This window comes from Thalassotalea sp. PP2-459 (assembly GCF_001913705.1).
Taxonomy (GTDB): domain Bacteria; phylum Pseudomonadota; class Gammaproteobacteria; order Enterobacterales; family Alteromonadaceae; genus Thalassotalea_C; species Thalassotalea_C hakodatensis.
In genome coordinates, this window is the sequence record NZ_MKQD01000045.1 from 26,140 (window position 1) to 48,022 (window position 21,883).

The 21,883-nt window shown below is 38.2% G+C and carries 27 protein-coding genes; 3 read left to right on the forward strand and 24 right to left on the reverse strand.

Annotated elements, in window-relative coordinates:
* The 7 genes from rnc to rpoE all read right to left on the reverse strand — a co-directional run bounded on the left by rnc (nucleotide 1) and on the right by rpoE (nucleotide 6,205).
* Nucleotides 1-717 (reverse strand): ribonuclease III, encoded by a 717-nt coding sequence (gene rnc, locus BI291_RS11090; protein ID WP_074498833.1) that lies wholly within the window; start codon nucleotides 715-717, stop codon nucleotides 1-3.
* Nucleotides 717-1,637, reverse strand: coding sequence for a signal peptidase I (gene lepB / locus BI291_RS11095; protein ID WP_074498834.1), 921 nt, complete (start codon nucleotides 1,635-1,637; stop codon nucleotides 717-719). The genes rnc and lepB overlap by 1 nt, the downstream gene beginning before the upstream one ends.
* Before the next feature lie 9 nt (nucleotides 1,638-1,646).
* Nucleotides 1,647-3,437 carry a translation elongation factor 4 gene (gene lepA / locus BI291_RS11100; RefSeq protein WP_074498835.1) on the reverse strand — a complete coding sequence of 597 codons (1,791 nt, stop codon included), beginning with the start codon at nucleotides 3,435-3,437 and terminating at the stop codon, nucleotides 1,647-1,649.
* 118 nt (nucleotides 3,438-3,555) lie between these two features.
* On the reverse strand, nucleotides 3,556-4,038 hold the full coding sequence (locus BI291_RS11105; protein WP_074498836.1) for a SoxR reducing system RseC family protein: 483 nt from the start codon (nucleotides 4,036-4,038) through the stop codon (nucleotides 3,556-3,558).
* A complete protein-coding gene (locus tag BI291_RS11110; protein ID WP_074498837.1) occupies nucleotides 4,035-5,006 on the reverse strand; it encodes a MucB/RseB C-terminal domain-containing protein in 972 nt (323 codons plus the stop codon). The genes BI291_RS11105 and BI291_RS11110 overlap by 4 nt, the downstream gene beginning before the upstream one ends.
* Nucleotides 5,007-5,035: 29 nt before the next feature.
* Nucleotides 5,036-5,602, reverse strand: a complete 567-nt coding sequence (locus BI291_RS11115; RefSeq protein ID WP_074498838.1) for a sigma-E factor negative regulatory protein — start codon at nucleotides 5,600-5,602, stop codon at nucleotides 5,036-5,038.
* Nucleotides 5,603-5,626: 24 nt separating this feature from the next.
* Nucleotides 5,627-6,205, reverse strand: coding sequence for an RNA polymerase sigma factor RpoE (gene rpoE / locus BI291_RS11120; protein WP_074498839.1), 579 nt, complete (start codon nucleotides 6,203-6,205; stop codon nucleotides 5,627-5,629).
* Nucleotides 6,206-6,413: 208 nt separating this feature from the next.
* Here rpoE and nadB point away from each other — a divergent pair, with 208 nt between their 5' ends.
* The gene (gene nadB, locus BI291_RS11125; RefSeq protein WP_074498840.1) at nucleotides 6,414-8,021 is read left to right on the forward strand and encodes an L-aspartate oxidase; all 1,608 of its coding nucleotides are present in this window, start codon (nucleotides 6,414-6,416) and stop codon (nucleotides 8,019-8,021) included.
* On the opposite strand, the gene BI291_RS18320 is transcribed toward nadB, so the two are convergent.
* Nucleotides 7,981-8,283 (reverse strand): hypothetical protein, encoded by a 303-nt coding sequence (locus BI291_RS18320; RefSeq protein ID WP_139302606.1) that lies wholly within the window; start codon nucleotides 8,281-8,283, stop codon nucleotides 7,981-7,983. The genes nadB and BI291_RS18320 overlap by 41 nt on opposite strands.
* A gap of 124 nt (nucleotides 8,284-8,407) precedes the next feature.
* Nucleotides 8,408-8,659 (reverse strand): succinate dehydrogenase assembly factor 2, encoded by a 252-nt coding sequence (locus BI291_RS11130; RefSeq protein WP_074498841.1) that lies wholly within the window; start codon nucleotides 8,657-8,659, stop codon nucleotides 8,408-8,410.
* A 214-nt stretch (nucleotides 8,660-8,873) separates the two neighbouring features.
* Between BI291_RS11130 and ygfZ the strand changes: the two genes are divergently transcribed.
* Nucleotides 8,874-9,875, forward strand: coding sequence for a tRNA-modifying protein YgfZ (ygfZ, locus tag BI291_RS11135; RefSeq protein WP_175573112.1), 1,002 nt, complete (start codon nucleotides 8,874-8,876; stop codon nucleotides 9,873-9,875).
* 20 nt (nucleotides 9,876-9,895) lie between these two features.
* Complete coding sequence (locus BI291_RS11140; RefSeq protein WP_074498842.1) at nucleotides 9,896-10,384, forward strand: peptidylprolyl isomerase; 489 nt, start codon at nucleotides 9,896-9,898, stop codon at nucleotides 10,382-10,384.
* 91 nt (nucleotides 10,385-10,475) lie between these two features.
* Here the strand turns inward: BI291_RS11140 and BI291_RS11145 are convergent, their stop codons facing one another.
* The 15 genes from BI291_RS11145 to BI291_RS11210 form a co-directional block, all read right to left on the reverse strand.
* A complete protein-coding gene (locus BI291_RS11145; protein WP_074498843.1) occupies nucleotides 10,476-10,676 on the reverse strand; it encodes a DUF4177 domain-containing protein in 201 nt (66 codons plus the stop codon).
* Nucleotides 10,677-10,686: 10 nt separating this feature from the next.
* On the reverse strand, nucleotides 10,687-11,037 hold the full coding sequence (locus BI291_RS11150; RefSeq protein WP_074498913.1) for a RidA family protein: 351 nt from the start codon (nucleotides 11,035-11,037) through the stop codon (nucleotides 10,687-10,689).
* Between the two features lie 288 nt (nucleotides 11,038-11,325).
* Nucleotides 11,326-11,499 carry a hypothetical protein gene (locus BI291_RS18430; protein ID WP_175573113.1) on the reverse strand — a complete coding sequence of 58 codons (174 nt, stop codon included), beginning with the start codon at nucleotides 11,497-11,499 and terminating at the stop codon, nucleotides 11,326-11,328.
* A gap of 130 nt (nucleotides 11,500-11,629) precedes the next feature.
* Entirely contained in the window at nucleotides 11,630-12,133 is a 504-nt protein-coding gene (locus BI291_RS11155) for a GNAT family N-acetyltransferase (RefSeq protein ID WP_074498844.1), read from the reverse strand.
* A gap of 14 nt (nucleotides 12,134-12,147) precedes the next feature.
* A complete protein-coding gene (locus BI291_RS11160) occupies nucleotides 12,148-12,867 on the reverse strand; it encodes an SIMPL domain-containing protein (protein ID WP_074498914.1) in 720 nt (239 codons plus the stop codon).
* 19 nt (nucleotides 12,868-12,886) lie between these two features.
* Nucleotides 12,887-13,177 (reverse strand): hypothetical protein, encoded by a 291-nt coding sequence (locus BI291_RS11165; protein WP_074498845.1) that lies wholly within the window; start codon nucleotides 13,175-13,177, stop codon nucleotides 12,887-12,889.
* A gap of 13 nt (nucleotides 13,178-13,190) precedes the next feature.
* The gene (locus BI291_RS11170; RefSeq protein WP_074498846.1) at nucleotides 13,191-13,655 is read right to left on the reverse strand and encodes an OsmC family protein; all 465 of its coding nucleotides are present in this window, start codon (nucleotides 13,653-13,655) and stop codon (nucleotides 13,191-13,193) included.
* A 57-nt stretch (nucleotides 13,656-13,712) separates the two neighbouring features.
* Nucleotides 13,713-14,579: a tetratricopeptide repeat protein gene (locus BI291_RS11175; protein WP_074498847.1), complete on the reverse strand. Its 867-nt coding sequence runs from the start codon at nucleotides 14,577-14,579 to the stop codon at nucleotides 13,713-13,715.
* Nucleotides 14,580-14,730: 151 nt separating this feature from the next.
* Complete coding sequence (locus BI291_RS11180; RefSeq protein ID WP_074498848.1) at nucleotides 14,731-15,324, reverse strand: glutathione S-transferase family protein; 594 nt, start codon at nucleotides 15,322-15,324, stop codon at nucleotides 14,731-14,733.
* Between the two features lie 29 nt (nucleotides 15,325-15,353).
* Complete coding sequence (locus tag BI291_RS11185) at nucleotides 15,354-16,862, reverse strand: serine hydrolase (protein WP_083602010.1); 1,509 nt, start codon at nucleotides 16,860-16,862, stop codon at nucleotides 15,354-15,356.
* A 242-nt stretch (nucleotides 16,863-17,104) separates the two neighbouring features.
* On the reverse strand, nucleotides 17,105-17,539 hold the full coding sequence (locus tag BI291_RS11190) for a hypothetical protein (protein WP_074498849.1): 435 nt from the start codon (nucleotides 17,537-17,539) through the stop codon (nucleotides 17,105-17,107).
* A 248-nt stretch (nucleotides 17,540-17,787) separates the two neighbouring features.
* Nucleotides 17,788-18,294, reverse strand: coding sequence for a prepilin-type N-terminal cleavage/methylation domain-containing protein (locus tag BI291_RS18690; RefSeq protein ID WP_286269807.1), 507 nt, complete (start codon nucleotides 18,292-18,294; stop codon nucleotides 17,788-17,790).
* Between the two features lie 388 nt (nucleotides 18,295-18,682).
* The gene (locus tag BI291_RS11200; protein ID WP_074498850.1) at nucleotides 18,683-20,734 is read right to left on the reverse strand and encodes a TonB-dependent receptor; all 2,052 of its coding nucleotides are present in this window, start codon (nucleotides 20,732-20,734) and stop codon (nucleotides 18,683-18,685) included.
* Nucleotides 20,735-20,861: 127 nt separating this feature from the next.
* Nucleotides 20,862-21,368, reverse strand: coding sequence for an arsinothricin resistance N-acetyltransferase ArsN1 family B (locus tag BI291_RS11205; RefSeq protein WP_074498851.1), 507 nt, complete (start codon nucleotides 21,366-21,368; stop codon nucleotides 20,862-20,864).
* A 27-nt stretch (nucleotides 21,369-21,395) separates the two neighbouring features.
* The gene (locus BI291_RS11210; protein ID WP_074498852.1) at nucleotides 21,396-21,782 is read right to left on the reverse strand and encodes an energy transducer TonB; all 387 of its coding nucleotides are present in this window, start codon (nucleotides 21,780-21,782) and stop codon (nucleotides 21,396-21,398) included.
* Nucleotides 21,783-21,883 lie beyond the last annotated feature (101 nt).

Consider the following 21,883-nt stretch of genomic DNA (forward strand, 5'->3'; position numbering starts at 1 on the left):
TTATTTCCTCGATTGCTTAGAATTTTCTTTGGCAGATAAGATCAAGCCAAGCACTTTTTCAGCGGCTGCTTGCTCCGCTTTGCGTCTACTTGTACCCTTGGTGATCACAGGTTCAGAAATTTCTCGTGTTGAACAGCGTACTGTAAATTCTTGGTTATGAGATTGGCCTGTTGTATTAATAACCTCATATTGTGGCAAGGCAATTTTTCGACCTTGTAAGTACTCTTGTAAGCGCGTTTTAGGATCTTTTTGTGAATGGCCCGGCTGTATATCATTGAGTCTTTGTTCAAACCAAGAAAGCACTAATTGCTTACAAATATCAATATTTGAATCTAAAAAGACCGCTCCTATGATGGCCTCAACTGCATCTTCTAAAATAGATTCACGTCGATGGCCGCCACTTTTCAATTCTCCAGGGCCTAAAATGAGATGTTGGCCAAGTTCAAAGTTTCGGCCAATTTCCGCTAAGGTTACACCACGTACTAAACTTGAACGCATGCGTGTTAAGTCACCTTCATTTTCTTTTGGAAACTTTTCATATAACGCTTGCGCGATAGTAAAACCCAAGATTGAATCACCTAAAAACTCTAAGCGTTCATTATGCTGCCCTTTAGCACTACGATGTGTTAACGCACGTAATAACAAGCCTGGATCATTAAAATGATAGCCTAAGCGTTTTTCTAACCGCGCCATTGCTTGTGGCGTATTTTTTACCATTAATTAATGCTACCTAAACGAGAAAAGCGAATACCTGTAGGTATCCAAGTGGGTAAAATATCATCTACCGTGCGCTCGAAGTCAAAGCTCATCCATATAAAGACCGCTTCACCCACTAAGTTTTCTTCTGGCACAAACCCCCAAAAACGACCGTCAAGGCTATTATCTCTGTTATCACCCATCACAAAATAATGCCCTTCGGGTACCACAAACTCATCGCGCTGCGTACCGTTTTGTTTATGGTAATGCTCTGTTCTAGGTGCAATTAAATTATTGACTAAAATATCGTGTTTTTTCGTGGGTAATTCAGCAGTATATCGCGTCAATTCAATGTCGCCATCACTATAGTCACCATTACTAACAAATGTGTGTGGGATCTGGGTAAACTCTTCACATGCAGAGTTTTCATCGGTACATGCTGTTTTAATATATAACGACTTATTTCGATAAATAATGCGATCACCCGGTAAGCCAATAACTCGCTTAATGTAATCTATACGTGTATCAACAGGATATTTAAACACAACAACATCACCACGTTCAGGTTCGCTGATTTCAATAAATTTATTGCGTAATACCGGATCACGTAACCCGTAAGTATGCTTGTTAACTAAAATAAAATCGCCGTCGAGTAAGGTTGGCATCATAGAGCCTGACGGAATTTGAAAGGGCTCATATAAAAAAGAGCGCAACACTAAGACAAAAGCAATGACCGGAAATATTTGTACTGGCGTATCAATAAAAAATGGTGCTTCTAGTATTTTTTCTGCTATGTCTGAATCTAGTTCACCATCACATTGCTTTTGAGCTATGGCTAACTGTACACGTCGTTGTGGTGCCCAGTAAAATTTATCGGCTAGCCATACAACACCTGTAATTACTGTCAATATGACCAATAAAATCGAAAAATATACCGCCATAATTTACCTTTAGTTTTCCAGTTTTAGGACTGCTAAGAACGCTTCTTGAGGTACTTCTACATTACCTACTTGTTTCATGCGTTTCTTACCTTCTTTTTGCTTCTGTAATAATTTTTTCTTACGAGAAATATCGCCACCGTAACATTTTGCCGTTACGTTTTTACGCAATTGCTTTACGGTAGTACGCGCAATAATGTTATTGCCGATTGCCGCTTGAATAGCAATATCAAACATTTGACGATGAATGAGTTCACGCAATTTATCAACAAGCATTCGACCTCGAGCTACTGAATTTGAACGGTGAGTAATCATCGCTAATGCGTCAACACGATCACCATTGATCATTACGTCAGCTCTTACCATATCAGACGCTTGAAAATGGATAAAATGATAATCTAGTGATGCATAGCCTCGACTTGTTGATTTTAACTTATCAAAAAAATCCATAACCACTTCAGCCATCGGTAACTCATAAGTAACCGCAACTTGCTTACCGTGATAAATAATATCTTTTTGTACACCACGTTTTTCAATACATAACGTAATCACATTACCCAAGTGCTCTTGTGGTACTAAAATATTGGCTACAACAATAGGCTCACGAATTTCAGCAATATCGTTTACCGGAGGTAAATCACTCGGGTTATCGATAGACAACACTTCGCCTTTAGTCGTTTCAACTTCATAATTTACTGTAGGTGCGGTCGTTATTAAGTCTAAATCATATTCACGTGCTAAGCGTTCTTGAATAATTTCCATGTGCAGCATACCAAGAAAACCGACACGAAAACCAAAACCTAATGCAGAAGAATTCTCTGGTTCGAAAAACAATGATGCATCATTTAAGCTCAGTTTATTTAATGCATCTCTGAAGCTTTCATAGTCATCAGAGCTTATTGGAAAAATGCCCGCGTATACTTGCGGTTGAGCTTTTTTAAAGCCGGCAAGCGGTGCTTCAGCTTCTTTCTTAGCAATAGTAATAGTATCGCCAACCGGTGCACCGTGAATTTCTTTAATACCGGCAATGATAAAACCTACTTCACCGGTTCTTAATATGCCTGTCTCTGTTTGTTTCGGCGTAAAAATACCCACTTTATCGATAATGTGTGTTTGTCCGGTAGACATCACTAACATTTTATCGCCTTTTTTCACTTCTCCATTCATTACACGAACAAGTGATACAACACCTTGGTAATTATCAAACCATGAATCAATAATAAGTGCTTGTAAATTCGCGTCTGGTTCACCTTTAGGTGCTGGAATATTTGCGACAATACATTCAAGTACATCTTCAATACCAATACCGGTTTTAGCCGAACAAGCTACTGCTCCTGTCGCATCAATACCAATAATGTCTTCTATTTCTTCACTAACCCGATCTGGATCCGCTTGAGGTAAATCAATTTTATTAAGAATTGGCAATACTTCAAGATCCATTTCTATCGCGGTATAACAATTTGCAACAGTTTGTGCTTCAACACCTTGGCCAGCATCTACAACAAGTAATGCGCCTTCACAAGACGCTAACGAGCGTGAAACTTCATAAGAAAAGTCAACATGTCCTGGCGTATCAATAAAGTTTAGCTGATACGTTTCACCATCTTTCGCTTTATAATCTAATGTCACACTCTGTGCTTTGATTGTGATACCACGCTCACGCTCAAGATCCATTGAATCTAGCACTTGTGATTCCATCTCGCGCGCAGTCAAACCTCCACAATGTTGGATTAAACGATCAGACAACGTAGATTTACCGTGGTCAATATGAGCAATAATGGAAAAATTTCGGATATGTTTCATAGAAGAAAATTAATATACAGCTTTCACAAAATAATAGTGGCGAGATTTTATCTAATTTAGCGCGTGGGGGCTATCTTTTGTTGGGATATTGAAGAAAAAATCGTATTTTAATGAATTATTAACTGAGATTAATACGTTGAGAAGAACTTTCGTTGCGTTGAATTACTCTTAATAATTTTGCATGCCAGCGCTCATCTGATGCAGTACGTTGTTGCTTAATTTGCGCACATTTAAAACCAATGTATCCGCCTAAAAAACCGGTAAATAGCGCAAATAGCTCATGCGTTAGATTCATTAAAGCAAAAAAATATTGCCCTATTATACTGCCGATAAACAAGCCAATTAATGGCCACAAATACACCTGCCAAGCGGCCGACAATAATACTTTTTCTGATAGGCCGATGAGTACATTATCACCAATACTTACAGGGGTGGTTGCATTTATTTGATAGCTTACTTGCTTTTGACCAAAAGCCTTCGCTACTTGGCCACTGCCACATGATTCAAGTTGTTGGCAGCCGCTACACGTAGACTTAACCGTTGTTTTCACAATAGCTTTTTCACCATTTACTTCAATAACTTGTGCATGTTCTTCTATCAAGGAGCTACTCCAGATATGAGTCTGACAGAATCAGCAATACGTTTCGCGGTTTGCGTTGGCACTTTACCGACAACGCTCACTTCAAGGCCTTTCACTACTTGGCTTAATACAACTGTTGCTCCGTCCATTACGTAATCAGTAGCACGTTGCTGCTCTTTGCTCGGGGTTACATAGATCGACACTTCAGCCAAACCATCACTAAATAATTGAAATTCAACAGGTTCTTTTGTTGAAACAATGCGATGTCTATTAGCATTGATACGCTCAAAACCTTGCGGTAACCAGTCAACTTTCCAAGCAAGTTTTTGTTGCTGGTAGCCTTCTGGAATATCAACCACATCAGGTAGTTCAGTACTATTTAATTGTATTAAGCTCTCTGCAGGCTGTTCAGTAATATCTAGGTGGGTAAACTGCACCTGTTCAAGCTGTTGGCCTTTTCGAGTGATCACAGCCAACTTTAATAATAAACTTGTATGTTGATCTAGCCATAACCAATAAGCGTATTTACTGTTGTCTTTCGGTACAATACGAATAACCTGAGCACCACGCCCTAGCACCCTACTTTTACCTACAGAAACAAAATTATAATGTGCTTGAAGCGCGGCTAAATCATTACTTAACACATTAGGAATTGGCCCAGTAATTTGTCTGGTTTTAACTGAATACGGTGGTAGTTCTGGTTCAATATAACTGACAATATCGCCTTTTCTCAAAACGTCGCGTCTAGGGCCATTAAGTAAAGATAAAATCTCTAGTTCAATACCTTGTTCACTTATGCCATGAAACCAATGGTACGGTTCTGCGTGATTATTTTTTACCACAACAAAAGAGGTACCAAAATTTAATGTTTTTAGTGAATGTGATAATTGTTTAAGCCATGATTCGGCGGAGGTAGGTTCTTGCGTCTCTTGCGCTTTCACTGGTGATATCATCAACACCAGTGAAATAAGGAAAGTCGTTAATTTCATTTAACCGATTTATCAGCCTCTTGCGGTTGCTACTTATCTTTAGAAGAAGGAATAACTGCGCTAAATTTCATTTGTTGTTTATGGTCTTGTAAAAGCGCATGAAAACGTCGTTGTTGTTCAACAATCGCTTGTTGTTGATCAGCACGAGTATTTTGTTGAAAGTTTAAACTTACTGGCTGTGCCACACCACCAACCGCTAAACCAGTTTGAACTACTTGGTAAGGCGTGGCGGTATCATTGTCAGCCACATTAGTTTGCACTCCAAACACCATCAAACCTGCGGCTGACGCTGCAATTGCAACTTGTCCGAATGGTTTCACCATGCTCACAACTTTTGCTTTAACGACACTTGGCAAGCTAGGTTTTTTCAACGGAGCTAACACTGTTGGCTCTTCTGCAATGGCATTTGATATAGCATCAGAAAGATCGATATCTATAGATTGTGCTACATCGTCACGCAACACATCACCAATTAAATGATAACGCTGCCACGTTTCAGACATATCATTGTCTTTTAGCACATCGTCTAAAAGCGCATCTTCATGATGAAAATTATCGACTAGCGAAGATACTGTTTCAAATTTGCTTTCACTCATAGAAAAACCTTAACCTTTTCGTTATTAGCGCTGAAGTAATGGACGAATTTTTTTATCTACAGCCTCTCGAGCTCTAAATATTCTAGAACGTACTGTACCAACAGGACACTCCATAATTGTCGCAATTTCTTCGTAACTTAACCCTTCTAATTCACGTAAATTAATTGCTGTACGCAAATCATCTGGTAATTGTTCAATGGTACTAAACACCATCTTTTTAATTTCTTTGGTTAGCAGTAATTTTTCGGGTGATGCATTTTCACGTAATGCATCACCTGAATCATATATCTCTGCATCTTCAATTTCAACATCTGTGCCTGGTGGCTTACGACCACTCGACACCATATGGTTTTTTGCACAATTTACAGCAATTCGATATAGCCAAGTATAAAATGCACTGTCACCCCTAAAATTAGGCAATGCACGATACGCTTTAATAAACGCTTCTTGAACAATATCGGGGACGTCACTATGATTTCTTACATAGCGTGACACCAAGTTTGCTACTTTGTTCTGATACTTCGTTACTAGCAGGTTGTAGGCATTTTTGTCGCCACGTTGTACCCGCTCAACCAATTCTTGGTCGACGTTCAGTTCGCTCATTCGAGCCAATTCTCCTACAAACAACTTAATTAAAAAAACATTTGGCTCATAACAAACGCATAAAGTGAGACTAAGGAAACATTAAAAAGTTCTAAAAAGTTTTAATTTATTTAAAAAAAGATAAAGATCTCTATTTAATATGCTGTTATCAACGCCTATTACAAGATAAAATCCCTGTCATTATACAACACCTTAGTTCACCACGTATATGAATCATCAACATAACTGTGACGTTTTAATTATTGGTAGTGGCGCTGCCGGACTTACCCTTGCCTTACATTTAGCTCAAAATGCTGACGTGGTTATTTTAAGTAAAGGTAAAATGTATGAAGGTTCAACCTTTTATGCCCAAGGCGGCATTGCAGCCGTATTCGATGAAAATGACAGCATTGAGTCACATGTCGCAGACACATTAATTGCAGGTGCAGGGTTATGTGATGGACGCACCGTACAGTATACCGCTGAAAATGCTAGAGCGTGTTTAGAGTGGTTAATTGAACAAGGCGTCGCGTTTGATCAGGAAGACAATGCAGACGGTGATGTGAAATATCACTTAACGCGAGAAGGCGGACACAGCCATCGCCGTATACTTCATGCAGCTGATGCAACGGGTCAAGCGGTACAAACTACGCTAATTGAACGTGTAAAGCGACATAATCGTATTCGTATTTTTGAACGCTATAACGCAATTGATTTAGTACGAGACCACAAACAATCAAATAAGCCATGCATAGGCGCCTATGTTTGGAATCGTAATGCCGAAAAAGTAGAAGGTATTTATGCAAAAAAAGTCATTTTAGCGACCGGTGGTGCATCAAAAGTATACCAATATACTTCTAACCCTGATATTGCCAGTGGCGATGGTATCGCTATGGCATGGCGAGCAGGATGCCGAGTGGCTAATATGGAATTTAATCAATTTCATCCTACCTGTTTATTCCACCCTGAAGCAGGTAATTTTTTGATCACTGAAGCGTTACGCGGTGAAGGGGCAATATTAAGACGCCCTGATGGTAGCAGATTTATGCCTAGTTTTGACGAACGTGCAGAATTAGCGCCGCGTGACATTGTGGCGCGTGCTATCGATTTTGAAATGAAACGCTTAGGTGCTGATTGTATGTATCTAGATATCAGCCATAAATCACCTGAATTTATTAAGCAGCATTTTCCAACCATATACGAAAAAACCATGTCATTGGGTATCGACATGACAAATAGCCCAATCCCAATAGTACCTGCGGCACATTACACCTGTGGTGGTGTGATGATAAATCAACAAGGGCAAACAGATGTTAACAACCTTTATGCGATTGGCGAAGTAGCCTATACCGGTTTACATGGTGCTAATAGAATGGCGAGTAACTCGTTACTTGAATGTTTAGTGTTTGCGCGAGCGGCTGCAAAAGAGATAGAGCAAACATTAGATCACAAACAGGGTTATCATGCTTTACCCCCTTGGGATGAAAGTCGCGTTATCGACTCAGATGAAGAAGTCGTTATACAGCATAACTGGCATGAATTAAGGTTATTTATGTGGGATTACGTAGGTATAGTGCGCACCACAAAACGCCTCGAACGCGCATTACATCGTGTTGAGTTATTACAAAAAGAAATTGACGAATATTATCGTCACTTTCGCGTGAGTAATAATTTACTTGAATTACGAAATTTAGTTCAAGTTGCGGAACTCATCATTAAATGTGCAATGACGAGAAAAGAAAGTAGAGGGTTACATTACACCCTTGATTACCCAGAAATGTTACCAAAAGCACAGGTTACCGAGTTACGTCCTGTAAATTATTCTTTTGAAACCTAAGGATGTGTCGGCAAAGGCGCGCATAATCTTGCTTGCTGACACTGTCTTTGAAAATAAATAATTTCGTTGGTTGTTTTCGAACATCATCTACGGGTGCTAAATACAACCAACAGCCTAACCAGCCAATTCGACTTCCTTGAACGATTGGCTGAGCCCTTTGCTGGTTAACGGCAGCAAACCCTAAACTATCCAAGTTAACGACATAATTTGTTGAGATGTTTTTACGTACACTCAAACTGCCGAAATACAATAAACCACTCATTAGTAAAGCATATTGACAGCTTATTGAATAAGGTATCAATATTACAAAGACCAACAATAGAAAAAATAAGCTAATAGCTACATTGCTCAGACGGCTGAGTATTAAAGAGTGTTTAATTCGTATTCTATACTTTGACTCTATTAAGTATAAATTGCACCATTTCGTTGAATTGTGGGTCTTCACATTCCTCGTGTCCCATAAACCACGCAAACAACTCTGGATCTTGGCAAGTTAATAAGCGTTCAAAAATCCGTTTTTTATCTTCTGTAAGTGCATCATAGGCTTCATCTACAAAAGGCATAAACAATACATCTAACTCTAGCATACCTCTACGACATGCCCATTTAAGTCTAGCTTTATTTACAGGTTCTGACATTTTTTTTACCTTAATACGACATTAGCCACATTATAGCAAATTCACTTTACCAACTTCTACTTATGTTAAGCGAATTATATCGTTAGTTTTCTTTCATTTGATGAGTTGGGCTTACTCTTAAACAACACCTAATGTTCAGATAAAATACCTAACGTAAAAAAGATAGATTTACCGTGAATTTATTGGCTTGTCTCTTATACAAATGCCCTTATTTATGTCATCATTAGACTATCAAATTCATTACATCATGACAGATCACATAACGCATATGAAACCAAGTTTATCTGCTTTACCTGACGTTTTTACTTTACCGTTACGTAGCGTTGCCGCCATCAGCATATCAGGCGAAGAACAAATTAAATATTTACAAGGCCAAGTTACCTGCGATGTAGAATCATTAGTGGAAAATAAGTTGTTACATGGCGCTCACTGTACCGCGAAAGGTAAAGTACTCTCATGTTTTCGCTTATTTTCACACCAACAAGCGTTATTATTGCTACAACCAATCAGTACGTTAACGCAATCGTTAACCGAGCTACAAAAATTTGGTGTATTCGCTAAAGTAGATATTGAACAAGCGCATGTCAGTTTTGCGGCAGTTTGTGGCACACAAGCAGCTAATCACTTAAATAAATCATTCTCTCAGGTGCCTGACATTAATTGTCCTGCAATAACGGAGCACAATATTACCCTGCTTTATCTTGATGGGGATATTCCACGTTACGTGCTTGTTGGTGAAAAAGAAACTGTTAACAACAGCATTGACTCTCTTTCGATACCAACGCTTTCACAAGATGTATGGTCTTTATTAGAAATCAGCCAAGGCGTACCTAACTTGGTTGAATCTGAACAAGAATATGTGCCACAAATGCTGAACATGCAAGCCATTCATGGTATTAGTTTTACCAAAGGTTGTTATTTAGGCCAGGAAACTGTTGCTCGAATGCAATATCTAGGTAGGAATAAAAAAGCAATGTTCGCGTTAACCGGTAATTGTGATGAACTTTCAACGCCATTGGTTGTTGAAAAGCAATTAGGCGAAAACTGGCGTAAAGCTGGAGACGTTATCAGTTATTATCTTGCTGATAACGGTGAACTATACGTCCAAGCAGTTCTAGCAAGTGATACTGAAGACTCTACTAATCACAGACTTAAATCTCCTCAATCGTGCCAACTCTCAATAATGGCTCTGCCATACACGCTTGAAAATCAATAACCTCAAATCTAGGAATTATTATGAAAATAGCCCCTAACAAAGTCGTCATGTTGCATTACGCCGTTTCTGACAGCGAAGATACGCTTATTGACAGCTCTTACGATCACCAACCTTTAGCGGTTATCCACGGCACAGGTTATTTGATCCCAGGCCTGGAAGAAGCACTGACAGATCATCAAGCCGGTGATAAATTTGAAGTAGAGGTTACAGCAGAAAATGCCTACGGCGAACGTCACGATGGCTTTGTACAAACGGTGCCTAAATCGCTTTTCCAAGGAATTGAAGATTTAGATGTTGGTAGCCAATTGCGTGCCACTACAGACGAAGGCGAACAAACAGTTATTGTTGTTGATGTACAAGATGAAGAAATTACTGTGGATGGTAATCACCCACTTGCAGGTATTGATTTAAAATTTGATGTTGAAATTATCGAAGTACGAGATGCTACAGCTGAAGAACTTGAACATGGTCATGTTCATGCAGAAGGCAGTTGTGATCATGAGCATTAAGCCATGCACTATCGCATAATTAACATTTAAATTATGCGTGATTAAAATAACAAGCCCAATTAATTATTGGGCTTAATCAATTACTTATCACTTATGTAGTTAATCGTTTAAAAACAGCAACTGCGGCGATATCAGTGCCAAATACTGATGAGTTCGTATCAAGGCTAACCAGTTCCCAACCCATTTCACCGTAAGCATTTAACTTATCGTCAAGCAATGACAAATCTAATCTGCCAGAAATAAATTGTTTCTTATCGAATCTCAACGTTTTATATTGCCATGTTGCTGCCATTTATCACTCCTTAATTACATTCCGCTGCAATCACCGATATTTCAACTAATAAAACATCTCGTGCCATTGGTGCTTGCACACATGCTCTAGCGGGCGCATGACCTGCTGGTACCCAAGCATCCCAAACCTCATTCATTGCAGCAAAATCGTCCATCGTTTTTAAATATATTGTTGCCGAAAGCATATGCTCTTTTGAGCTGCCAGCTTGTGCTAATAACGCTTCTACTTTTTCCAGCATCGTCGTTGTTTGACCGGCAATATTATCACTTGCATCTTTACATACTTGGCCGCACAGATAAATAGTACCGTTATGCTTAACTATCCGGCTCATACGGGCGCCCGTTTCCATTCTTTCAATCATATTTATGTAGTTTGTTAACGAAAAGTGCATGCATCATAATCGTTGTTAGGTTTTGAGCAAATAAAAAAATGCGATGACATATAATTGATCTTCCCTTAGTAATGGGATGGACGTTGTTTACATTTTCGATAAAATGACTCAATGGTAGCGGAAGATGACACGAGGATTACTAATCATGCCAAGTACCTAAGTTTAAAGCCACTCACATCAAAGTAATGCTGGTGTAAAACTTAGCGAGCGCCTGAACATTTACTCGATTGAAAGTAAAACCACTCCCAATTGAAAAGGTTATTCTTGTTGAGAATCAACGGATGGCTTATTTTTAGCGATAGTCACAGCCCCTAAAATAGCAAACATTATGGCAACACCATAGAAAGACAACTGATCGCCTAATAACCCTGCAAATAAAAATAAAACGCCACTTAAGATAAATAAATAACCACTTTTACTTTTTTTAGACATGTCCTATCCCTCTGTAGTTTTGATGTGCTTTTGTTATTATTTATTTCTATAACTACAACATAGCACTATAACCAGCCAACACTCAATAAAATGTAGATTATTTGCACACAAATGTAGTCTTACAAGCAGCTTAACGTTCTTTGCCACTTTTTAATAATGACCATAACTCTTCATCAAAGAACTGACCCTTTTTATAAGAAACATGTTTACGCATTCCTTCACAAGTAAAGTTATTCTTAGCTAACACTCGACTAGATGCTTTGTTCAATGACACCACAGAAACCTGTAGTCGTTGAATATCGGTTGTCGTAAATAGCCATTGGTTAAAATCTTGAACGGCAGTTGTTGCAATGCCCTTTCCCCAGAATTTTTGAGCAACCCAGTAACCTAACTCTGCACTGCGGTAATATTCAAAGTCTCCTCGTTGTGCTGAAATACAACCGACAAACTCACCTTGATATTCAATAGCTTTAATAAGATTTGACTGTTGACTGTGGGAAATCCACCACTGTGCATCTTGCTCAGTATAGGGTTGTGGAATTGCACTGGTAATAAATTGTGTAACATGTGAATTATTTAAATAGTTAACCAATAAGTCACTATCATTTTGTCTAAAAGATCGTAAGGTGATCATTAATTATTAAACCATTAATCCGATAAGTAATATTCAAGAGTAGATACAACGCGTATTCTTTTAATATGAGGGTTGTTTGTATCTCTACTGCTAATACTAAACTGCCCTTGTGAAGCGCGTTTAATTTTTCCTAATTGACTGTTAGAGTCTAACGCGAACTTTTCTGCCACTTCCCGTGCATTTCTAGTTGCTTCTTCAATCATGTCTGGCTTTATGTCATTTAAACGCGTAAATAAGTATTCTGTACGAGATTGGTAATTCCCCCCCGTGAACACAATTCCTTGTTTACCGAGCTCTGACAAGGCGCTTTGTAACTGCCGTACTGATTCTATATTAGTTGAGTAAACCGTCACCGTTTGTATCGCAGTATAGCGAAAAGTCGCCACAGAATTATTTCCATATTGTTGTGCTGATTTATCTGTAATAGCAGGTGCTGATAAACTCATTTCATTGGCATCGATACCACGTTTAGTTATGAACGTTTTTATTTTTTCGGCATTTTGCTCTATGTCACGATATAAATGTTCAAGGTTATTATTAGCAACGGCAAATTGAATTGGCCAAATAACAACATCTGCACTCAACTCACGTTCTGCTAAACCTTTTACCTTTACGCTGCGTTCATATTGCTTATACGTAATTGCAGCAGATGAAAGAAAGTAACCTAAAGTAATTAATCCTATACAAATAAAAACGCCAAGTATAAATGCACCGTTACTATTTTTTTGCAAAATAAATTCCTTATTAACTATCTTAATCACTGAGCTTTACATCACCAGCAATAAACTGCAAACCTTGAATATCAGGTGCTTTACATCGTTGGGCATTCGGTAACTTAGCTATTTTTTGAAAACTGGCCGTTAAATAAAGCATGGTATGACAGTGTAGGTCTGTCGATTCATATCGATAAAATGCGGCCATTGGTATGATACTATTAGCTAATTGATATGTTTTTTCTAATTGATTTTTAAAACGTTCAAGTAGCAAGTCTGCAATATTTGCATCACCTAAATCAACAACATACCAGCTATCAATACTTGTCATTATATTTCCGATATTAACGAGGAATTTCAACAACTATTTCAGTTTTCACGGAGTTTGCGATAAAACACTGTTCATGAGCCAAGTGATGTAACTTTTCGATAACCTCAGATGAAGGCATGCGTGCACCAGTAAAAACAACATCAGGTACTAACGTAACTCGAGTCATCATCATTTTACCGTCACTTTCTGCCATTTCACCATGTGCATTATCTTGATAACTAGCAACCACATAGCGTTTTTTCGCTGCCATCGCGAGAAAAAATAACATATGGCAGCTCGACAATGACGCAACGAAAGCTTCCTCTGGATCAACATTCTCAGCGACAGAATACGGAAGCGGCACAATATGTGGCGAGGAAGAAGCAGGTACACTCACCCCTCCTTCAAATGACCAAGTATGGCCACGACTATATTTATTATCGATATAAACTTCATCTGCCTGTTTTTGCCAACTCACCACAGCGCGATATTTCGCCATTTACTTCTCCTAAACATCACAGCTCTTCGCTATTTATAGCGAACTAGCACATAACTACTATAGCTCTGCTAAAGCGATAAACGCTTCGTCATCTTTTAAACTTTCAAAGTACATTTCCCCCATTAATTCTTCTCTTAAAGGTGGAGATAAATCAATGGCTTGTTTAATGTCTTCTATTGCTTCATTTTTTTGTTCTAGTTTCGCTTTTGCACAGGCTCGCTGCCAATAGGCAAAGGCATATTCACTGTCAATCTCTAACGCTTGATTCACCAACGATATAGCCCAAGAGTCATCGTTCATATCAAGTAATATGTCAGCTTTGTAGGTTAATGCTTCTACGTCGTGGGGGCTTAGCTCAAGTATTTGATCATAAATATTCATCTTCTCTTGATCACTTTTCTCTAAACCCGCTCGCATCCAAAGTGAATGCACTAAGTTACTATCTGATAACTCTTTTTGTGCAGTAACAATTTGATTAGAACGTTCTTTAATCGTATCTTCCAAAGCGTTGAGACGTTTCTCATATTCTAAAGTCAACTTTTCTATTCTTTTCGTTGTACTTGACTCCATGTGTACTTTGATATCGTTAATCGACTTCCACCCTAATAACACTAAGATAGATGCGGCCGCAGTAATGATATAAAAAATGTTGTTTGTAGTATCAGCGGTATAACGCAGTGCTCGATCAGATGACTCTAGCTTTGCATTGGCAACTTTATCGATCATTTCAGCTTTTAATGCTTGTTGTTCTTGGCGCAATGATTTGAGTTCATCAAGCATGTACCGCTCAATAAACGGGCTATAAAGGGGTTGTTCTAGCTCATTGACTTTTTTATCAATGGTCTCAGCTTGTTGAGCGAACACTGTGCTAGTCAGTAGAAAGCTCAAGATGAATAACTGAACTAAAATAGGGTGTAAGCGCATTGGTATTTATTAGCTCCGTTCAGGTAAATATCAAGATAACAAGGTTTAAACAGTCATATCTTTCAGTTTAACAACGTTTATTCGCGACTAAACATGGTTTGATAGCCAACATATCAAGGTAATAAATACGTTATTTAACCGTTGGTTTTAATTACATCGCAATATAATTAGGTAAAGACTGAATTCGTTTAAGCCACTGTATGATAGCGGGATATCTGTAGAGATCAAACCCTCCTTCATCAGCAACGTGCGTATAGCCATATAGTGCGATGTCAGCAGTGGTGATTTTATCCCCCGTTATAAATGAGCTTTGCAATAATTGTTGTTCCATTACGGCAAGTGCTTTATGTCCACCTTCTTGTTTAGCAAGATACTCTGCTTTACGGTCTGCTGGTAAACCTAGGTATTTTGCAATAAACCTTGCGACTGCAATATAAGGCTCATGACTGTATTGTTCAAAGAACTGCCATTGTTGGATTTTCGCATATTGATAAGGATCTGATGAAAGTAGTTCACTTCCCGCCGCTAGAAAATTGATGATTGCATTTGATTCAGCAATAAAGCGCCCATCGTCGAGCGCTAATAGTGGTATTTTACCCGTAGGGTTTTTATTGAGAAAAGCGGTGGTGTGAGATTCGCCGCTAAGAATATCAACATGAACCCATTGATGCTCAATCGCAAGCAGTGATAACAGCAACTTCACTTTATAGCAATTACCTGATTGACTGTCTCCGTATACTTTCACTGCTGGCTCCTTTGTGCTTTTAATATTTATTACAAAACTGATATTTTTTCGATCATCTGTTTAGCATTGTCATTACTTGCATCAAATGACAGTGAGGTTTGATAAAATTCAATAGCTTTGTCGTGTTGTTCATTAAGGTAGTACGCCTCAGCAAGGCTGTCATAGGCGTTTGCAGATGTTGGGTGTATACGGGTATTAAAGGTAAATATGTTAATAGCATCACCTAATCGTTTCGAGCTAATTAATAAGTAACCTAATGAATTCAGATGACGTTCACTGATGCTTTCACCCTGCTGCTTACGTAACTCTTGCTGCTGTTCTAGCGCCTTAATACCACCTTTTTTATATTGTTGAAAAAGTGCATACATTGGGTGTTGCTGTGCAGGTGCAACCGGTTTATCGTAGAGAATATTTAGGATACCTTCCGTCATTGCTGTCATCGGGGCGCCACCGGCATTATTTAATATGATCACTAAATATTTATCTTCAATCACCCGCGTAATAAAAGCATTAAACCCATTAATACCACCGCCGTGTTTTACAATAGACTTTGCTTTGCCGAATTTTTCTGCTGGCAGGTGCTCAATCATCCAACCATAGCCATAATTCCGATCACTTGTATCTTCATACATCTTCTTTTGTATCGGTGTACTTACTACCGTTCCCTCATTAAGGGCATTATCCCACTTTAATAAATCACGCGTTGTTGAATACATTGAACCGGCAGCATAAGGGATCGACATATCAAGATAATCGGCATGCTGATAACCTTCTAATAGCTTTTCATAACCTTGCGCTTTATTGGTTAAAATTTCTTGTCCATTATCGTAGCCAGTATCATGCATTTTTAATGGCAGTAAAATGTGCTTATCTAACGACTCTGCAAAAGTCTCTCCTGTTACGGCTTCTATGATGGCGCCTAAAATAAAGTAGCCTGAATTACTATATTGAAACTTACTGCCTGGTTCGAATGCTAAATCATCACTGCAATGCTGCTGAATAAAACTTTCAACCTGATAAGGGTTTCTACTGACTTTATTTCTAAAGTTCTCTTTACTGGTATAGCTTGGAATACCAGAAGTATGATTAAGTAATTGATGTATCGTAACTTTGTCAGCAATATCTTTTCGGTAATACGTTAAGTATTGGCTGATAGGCGCGTGTAAATCAACGGAACCTTTTTCAACTAACTGCATAATCAGTGTTGCAGTAAACTGCTTTGTTAAAGAGCCAATACGAAATTTTGTGTTGGGATCGTTTTTTATCCCCCATTCAAAATTTGCTTTACCAAAACCTTTTTCAAAAATAATCTTGCCATTTTTGGCGACTAGCACACTGCCATTTAGTTCACGCAATGCATGATAATCACTCATTAAAGCGTTTATTCTCACCGCTTTTTTCTTTAAAGAATCAACGGCTGTTGGCTGAGAAGAGCTTTCATTTAACAACGCAGATGTTTTAACCGGTTGAGCGTTGATAATACTTAATGGTAGAAAAGAAAACAGTACGACTAAGCGCACAAACGTTAATTTTTTCATCGTTCACATGATCCTTGTTCAATTATTGTTATCGTTATTTATCACAGTATATTCCGTGGCTATTAATCGTTACAGAAACGAGAAATACGAACAATATCGTAATATTAAACCATATCTTTTGAGCAAGTAACTGTCAAACATTAACCCATTTAACATTAAGCTTAAAAGCAATGTATACAACTCATGAACATTCGCAAAAAACTGTGCGACGAACTGAAAATGACTTTCGCCATCAACTCACCCTAGGCGGTACAAAATGCACTATCAACAACGTTTATCGTTGCAATATCTGCAACTCTCACTTTGACACATCTCGCATCGATAAGATGTTCTTTTTGAATAAGGGTAAAACTTCCGCGTTCGGCGTTAAATAGAGAGTACTCAAAGGCTTCATCACTTCCTTCAGTAATAGCGGTAAACAAACCACCAATTAATGCGCCAGCAATTCCGGCAGCAATCATGTCTTCGCTATTACCATCTGATTCATCCAGTATCCCTACACCAGCACCAACTAATACACCTGTTCCAACATTAGAAGATAATGTTACCGGTGTAACATCAACCACTGAGGCATAAAATTCTTGAATGAGTTTTTGTTGCTCCGCTCGATCAACACCTGGTGTTGCACAACCAGACATCATCACAAAAAGCATGCTTAAAAATATATATTTATACATAAATAATCTTCATCATAGTTAAAAGAAATTCAATTATAAGCACGGCTTTATGATGAGTCTGTGTTAAGAAAGTACACGTTTAGTAAAAAAGTGTAAGTAACATTGCCTTTGTTGTAAAATAGCAAAGGATTAGATCTGTTGATCTTTCGTGATTAAACATTTTGTACAATACGTGAGCAATGTCGCATGGTTATTTTATGTAAATTGCGAACAACAATTATAAAACAAACGCTAAAGTTCAACAGATCCTAATTATTAATCACAATATCACCGGTATTTGAATTGTAATTTACGGTAAAATTGGGCATTTTAGTGTAAATATACGTACAGGAATTACCACCATTATACGTTGCTTCAAAATCACTAGAGTCGTTTCCTGCAACTAGTGCATCTTGAGAATCTAATACTGCTCTCCACACATCCAAACAATCATTTTCACTGTTTAATGTTAAACTTACGCCCCGCGTATCAGCGGGGTAACCGGCACTGTTGACACTTAAGTCGCCACCAGCTAATGGATCAGAAATAGTGATAAAATCTTGCACTGCTTGGTTATTACCACGGATCAACCAAGCTATATGTACTTGGTTCACACCACTTTTGAAAGAAGCAGCCATACTGGTAAAAACTGCTTCATCAGCATCTTTTGACAAATCAACAAATTTTGGTGCAGCAGTCGCTGCTAACACACCTAAAATAACGATTACCACCACTAACTCTATTAAAGTAAAGCCTTTATTATTTTTATTAATCACTGCTATTCACTATTTATTATTATTGTTAACGCCATTACATTAAGTGATAACTAAAAAGTCCGCAATATTAAGCGCTCTTATTTCTCTATTTATTTGTAAAGACATCTATAAAGAACTGTAAATAGGGGGTGATAACCATTAATTCTTATCTTCCTGTTAAATTCAAGATTATCAATTAATCGATGTATTTAATTTACTAATAGCATTACTGTAATTCATAGCACTTCATGTTTATAAGAGAACCAATCTATTATGGTGCATCGAATGACATGCTTTCACATCTGTATTATCCTGAAAAGTCATTTTGTATCTTTCAGGATAATCCTATTAATTTTAATAATGAGCCTGTATAGATATAATTCAACTTACCAAACACTACCTCTTGTCGCTAGAACGTCATTTTCAGACCTATAGAAGGAAACATCCCCATACCTTCTTCACCTTCAATGTTGTAATCCGTTAGTGTTTCGTTGCCATCGGGCGCATAATAGTAACCAGAGAAGTTATCACTATTTGTCGCATTAAGCAGTGCAAATGTCCATTGTGCTTCGTGTCCCCAATAACGTGTTTTATAATTCGCTTGTAAATCTAAGCGATGATAAGTCGGTAGTGTTTCACTGTTTAAATCACCGTAAGTAGGTAAAAAATGTGTGGGATAGTCTGGGTTTTCTCTAAGCCCAATAATTGGCGTATATTTTTGGCCACTACGAACCGTTAACCTGACACCAAAATCCCAACGCTCATTGTATTGATAGTTGGCGACAACGTTAGCTAGCAAAGGGGTGTCTAAATAATATTCGGTTGTGCGATTGGTAAAGTCATCCGTTCTATCACTTTTAGACCAACTGATTGAAGCCCAACCATACCAATCATCGGCTAACTCTCTTTTTAGTACCCATTCAATCCCCTTAGCACTACCCGACATGTCATTGCTATAGTGTAACTCAACATTGGCATCATCTTCATCGAGAGATCTGGGTAAGTCTTTAAGATCCTTATAATAGAGTTCGATCGAGCTTTGCCAAAGATCATTCACTTGATATTCAACGCTGAGGGCATAATGTTGAGCTTTAGGCGAATCTAAAGCAGGATTACCTATCTTTTTTAATACTGTTTCAATATCAGGAAAACGACTATACGAACCTTGCTTTAATCCAATCGTTATTGCATCGGACGCAAACCAGTTAAGCGCTAAGCGATGATGTAAAAATGATTGCTCTGTGTAATCATTCCGTTCAGCTCTAAGCCCTACCTCCAATTGCCAAGCATGATTGATATACCACTTATCATTAACGTAAAACGCAGTAGTATTATTAGTCAGTTTATCTTCATCTTGAATTCTCTCTCCTTTTTTACTCTCACAGTCTTGATCATGATCAGTGCAGTAATAGGGGATCGCATCAAAACGATAATTAAACACCTTGTGTTGTAGGTCACTGCCAAGTATTAACGTATGATTTTTAAACCATTCAAGTTGATACTGAAACCTTAAATCATACTGTTCTTTATCAATATCAATAAACTGGCCTTCGCCATAAAATTCTTCAATTTTTTCCTGATTATGACCAAAAACTAATTGCATAATTTTACCGCCATCACCAAAGTACTGCCAAGAGATGCCTTGGCTATCAAAACGCGTTTTCAGCTTTAAATCACCAATAGAATCTGGATCAACCCGACCTTGTTCAGATGCAGCAGAAATATTAATGCCACCAACGTCACTGGCACCATTGACAGTAAAAGTCACCTTGTGGTCACTGCCAACTAACCATTGATATTTACCTTGATAATCGTCACTGACTGGTGCTTTAAAGATAGTATAGCCATCTTCTTCGTCACCCTCGGGTAAGAATAAATGCATTAAACTGCGGCGATAAGAAAAATAAAAGGCTTGATCTTCCGTTACGCCACCTTCAACCATGACCCCTGTTTTTAAAAAACTTAGATCAACAATCGTTTCAATATCTTGCTGTTTAGGATCACGTAATTGCACATCAAAAACACCACCCGTCGCATTACCGTATTGGCTATTAAATGCTGCGGGGTGCAGTGTAAAGTCGCGAACGACATTTTCATTAAAAATGCTATCGCCAAATAAATGAAAAATATACCCCGCAGGTAAGTCATCAATATAAAATGCATTATCATCGGGCGAAGACCCTCTAACGGCAGGCTCACCACCGTCGTCACCGCCCGCATAGACAACCCCTGGTAAGCTATACACTGAATTAAGCGGGTCATGCGCTATTCCTGCTATCGCTAATAGTTTTTCAGTCTCCGCACTGAGTTGTGTATTAGGTTGATTTCTTCTACCTTTGACTTCTATTTTTTCGATAGCGTCATTAGTGACTTGCTGACTTAGTTCCTCAGCAATGGATAACAAGGGTAATTGCAAGCAAATACCTACGGTGAAAAGGTTAATAGGTAATTTTTTGTCCATGGTAGTTTGGTCATAAAGTGAAATATGCCAAGAAGTTTACGCAGTGTGAGTGTTTTATTCTTGCGGTGAACTGTTGTTGCTTTGTCAATAAATGTGAGTTTTTGTTATGCCCTATTTTTAACCTGACTTAATGCATCTCATCTTCATGATTTAGTAGTCGTTGCCAATAACCTACGTCTATCCATTGATCAAACTTACGGCCAACCTGTTTAAAATGCGCTACTTTTTCCATCCCTAATTTTTCATGCAAAGCAACACTCGCTTTATTAGGTAATGCAATACCGCAGATAACTGCATGCAAATTTTTACCCGCTAATTGCGACAATAAACTTTGATATAATTTTGTTCCCCATCCTTTACTAACAACAGAAGGAGATAGATAGACAGTTGCTTCCACTGAGTACTGGTATGCACAACGCCCCTTCCATTTGCTCGCGTACGCATACCCAATCACTTGCTCATTCTCAATAGCAACGAACCAAGGAAGCTCCGCTTTAGCGCAATCTCGCATGCGGCAAGTCATATCCTCAGCACTTACCGGCTCAGTTTCAAAGGTAACCATAGTATGTTTTATATAATGATTATAAATAGATGCTATTGCATCTGCATGCTTAGGAAGCGCTTGAATAATCATAAATAAATAGCATACTCAGCTTAACATTTACTCGGATTTATGAACAACGCCATCACGAAATGAGAACTGATATTGTACATTTTCTTGTACTTGCGGTTCGCCATTTTTAACTAAAGGCTTATATTTGGTACGTGACATTGCTTTTTTAGCCTGTTCGGCAAAACCTTTTCCTTTAGGGAATTCATGAACAACTGATACATCCTTTACACTGCCATAAGTAGTAACAGCAAATGTTAATAATACACAACCTTCAACACCTGATTTCAATGCCTTTTCTGGGTATTTGGGCATTATTGGGGACCCCAAAGGTGCTACTTTTGGCGTGAACGTTTTGCACTCTTTAGGGTAACTAGAAGATGCAATAGCAGGTAAGCTAAATAGTGTTAATGTTAAGCAAGCTATTAGATTTTTCATGACTAAATTTCCTTTTTACAAAATGATGTTAAACATACCGCTGAACACTATTTAAACAAAAAACCAGTGAACTATCACTGGTTTTTTTCTACAACTTAAGC

Coding starts and splice junctions, on each gene's coding strand:
- BI291_RS11115 (WP_074498838.1), bottom strand. CDS start 5,602: ATGAGTGAAAGCAAATTTGAAACAGTATCTTCGCTAGTCGATAATTTT.
- lepA (WP_074498835.1), bottom strand. CDS start 3,437: ATGAAACATATCCGAAATTTTTCCATTATTGCTCATATTGACCACGGT.
- BI291_RS11170 (WP_074498846.1), bottom strand. CDS start 13,655: ATGGCGAAATATCGCGCTGTGGTGAGTTGGCAAAAACAGGCAGATGAA.
- rnc (WP_074498833.1), bottom strand. CDS start 717: ATGGTAAAAAATACGCCACAAGCAATGGCGCGGTTAGAAAAACGCTTA.
- lepB (WP_074498834.1), bottom strand. CDS start 1,637: ATGGCGGTATATTTTTCGATTTTATTGGTCATATTGACAGTAATTACA.
- BI291_RS11175 (WP_074498847.1), bottom strand. CDS start 14,579: ATGCGCTTACACCCTATTTTAGTTCAGTTATTCATCTTGAGCTTTCTA.
- BI291_RS11165 (WP_074498845.1), bottom strand. CDS start 13,177: ATGACAAGTATTGATAGCTGGTATGTTGTTGATTTAGGTGATGCAAAT.
- BI291_RS11200 (WP_074498850.1), bottom strand. CDS start 20,734: ATGGACAAAAAATTACCTATTAACCTTTTCACCGTAGGTATTTGCTTG.
- BI291_RS11110 (WP_074498837.1), bottom strand. CDS start 5,006: ATGAAATTAACGACTTTCCTTATTTCACTGGTGTTGATGATATCACCA.
- BI291_RS11140 (WP_074498842.1), top strand. CDS start 9,896: ATGAAAATAGCCCCTAACAAAGTCGTCATGTTGCATTACGCCGTTTCT.
- ygfZ (WP_175573112.1), top strand. CDS start 8,874: ATGTCATCATTAGACTATCAAATTCATTACATCATGACAGATCACATA.
- BI291_RS11145 (WP_074498843.1), bottom strand. CDS start 10,676: ATGGCAGCAACATGGCAATATAAAACGTTGAGATTCGATAAGAAACAA.
- BI291_RS11205 (WP_074498851.1), bottom strand. CDS start 21,368: ATGATTATTCAAGCGCTTCCTAAGCATGCAGATGCAATAGCATCTATT.
- nadB (WP_074498840.1), top strand. CDS start 6,414: ATGAATCATCAACATAACTGTGACGTTTTAATTATTGGTAGTGGCGCT.
- BI291_RS11210 (WP_074498852.1), bottom strand. CDS start 21,782: ATGAAAAATCTAATAGCTTGCTTAACATTAACACTATTTAGCTTACCT.
- BI291_RS11185 (WP_083602010.1), bottom strand. CDS start 16,862: ATGAAAAAATTAACGTTTGTGCGCTTAGTCGTACTGTTTTCTTTTCTA.
- BI291_RS18430 (WP_175573113.1), bottom strand. CDS start 11,499: ATGTCTAAAAAAAGTAAAAGTGGTTATTTATTTATCTTAAGTGGCGTT.
- BI291_RS11190 (WP_074498849.1), bottom strand. CDS start 17,539: ATGTATAAATATATATTTTTAAGCATGCTTTTTGTGATGATGTCTGGT.
- rpoE (WP_074498839.1), bottom strand. CDS start 6,205: ATGAGCGAACTGAACGTCGACCAAGAATTGGTTGAGCGGGTACAACGT.
- BI291_RS11150 (WP_074498913.1), bottom strand. CDS start 11,037: ATGATTGAAAGAATGGAAACGGGCGCCCGTATGAGCCGGATAGTTAAG.
- BI291_RS11130 (WP_074498841.1), bottom strand. CDS start 8,659: ATGTCAGAACCTGTAAATAAAGCTAGACTTAAATGGGCATGTCGTAGA.
- BI291_RS18320 (WP_139302606.1), bottom strand. CDS start 8,283: ATGAGTGGTTTATTGTATTTCGGCAGTTTGAGTGTACGTAAAAACATC.
- BI291_RS11155 (WP_074498844.1), bottom strand. CDS start 12,133: ATGATCACCTTACGATCTTTTAGACAAAATGATAGTGACTTATTGGTT.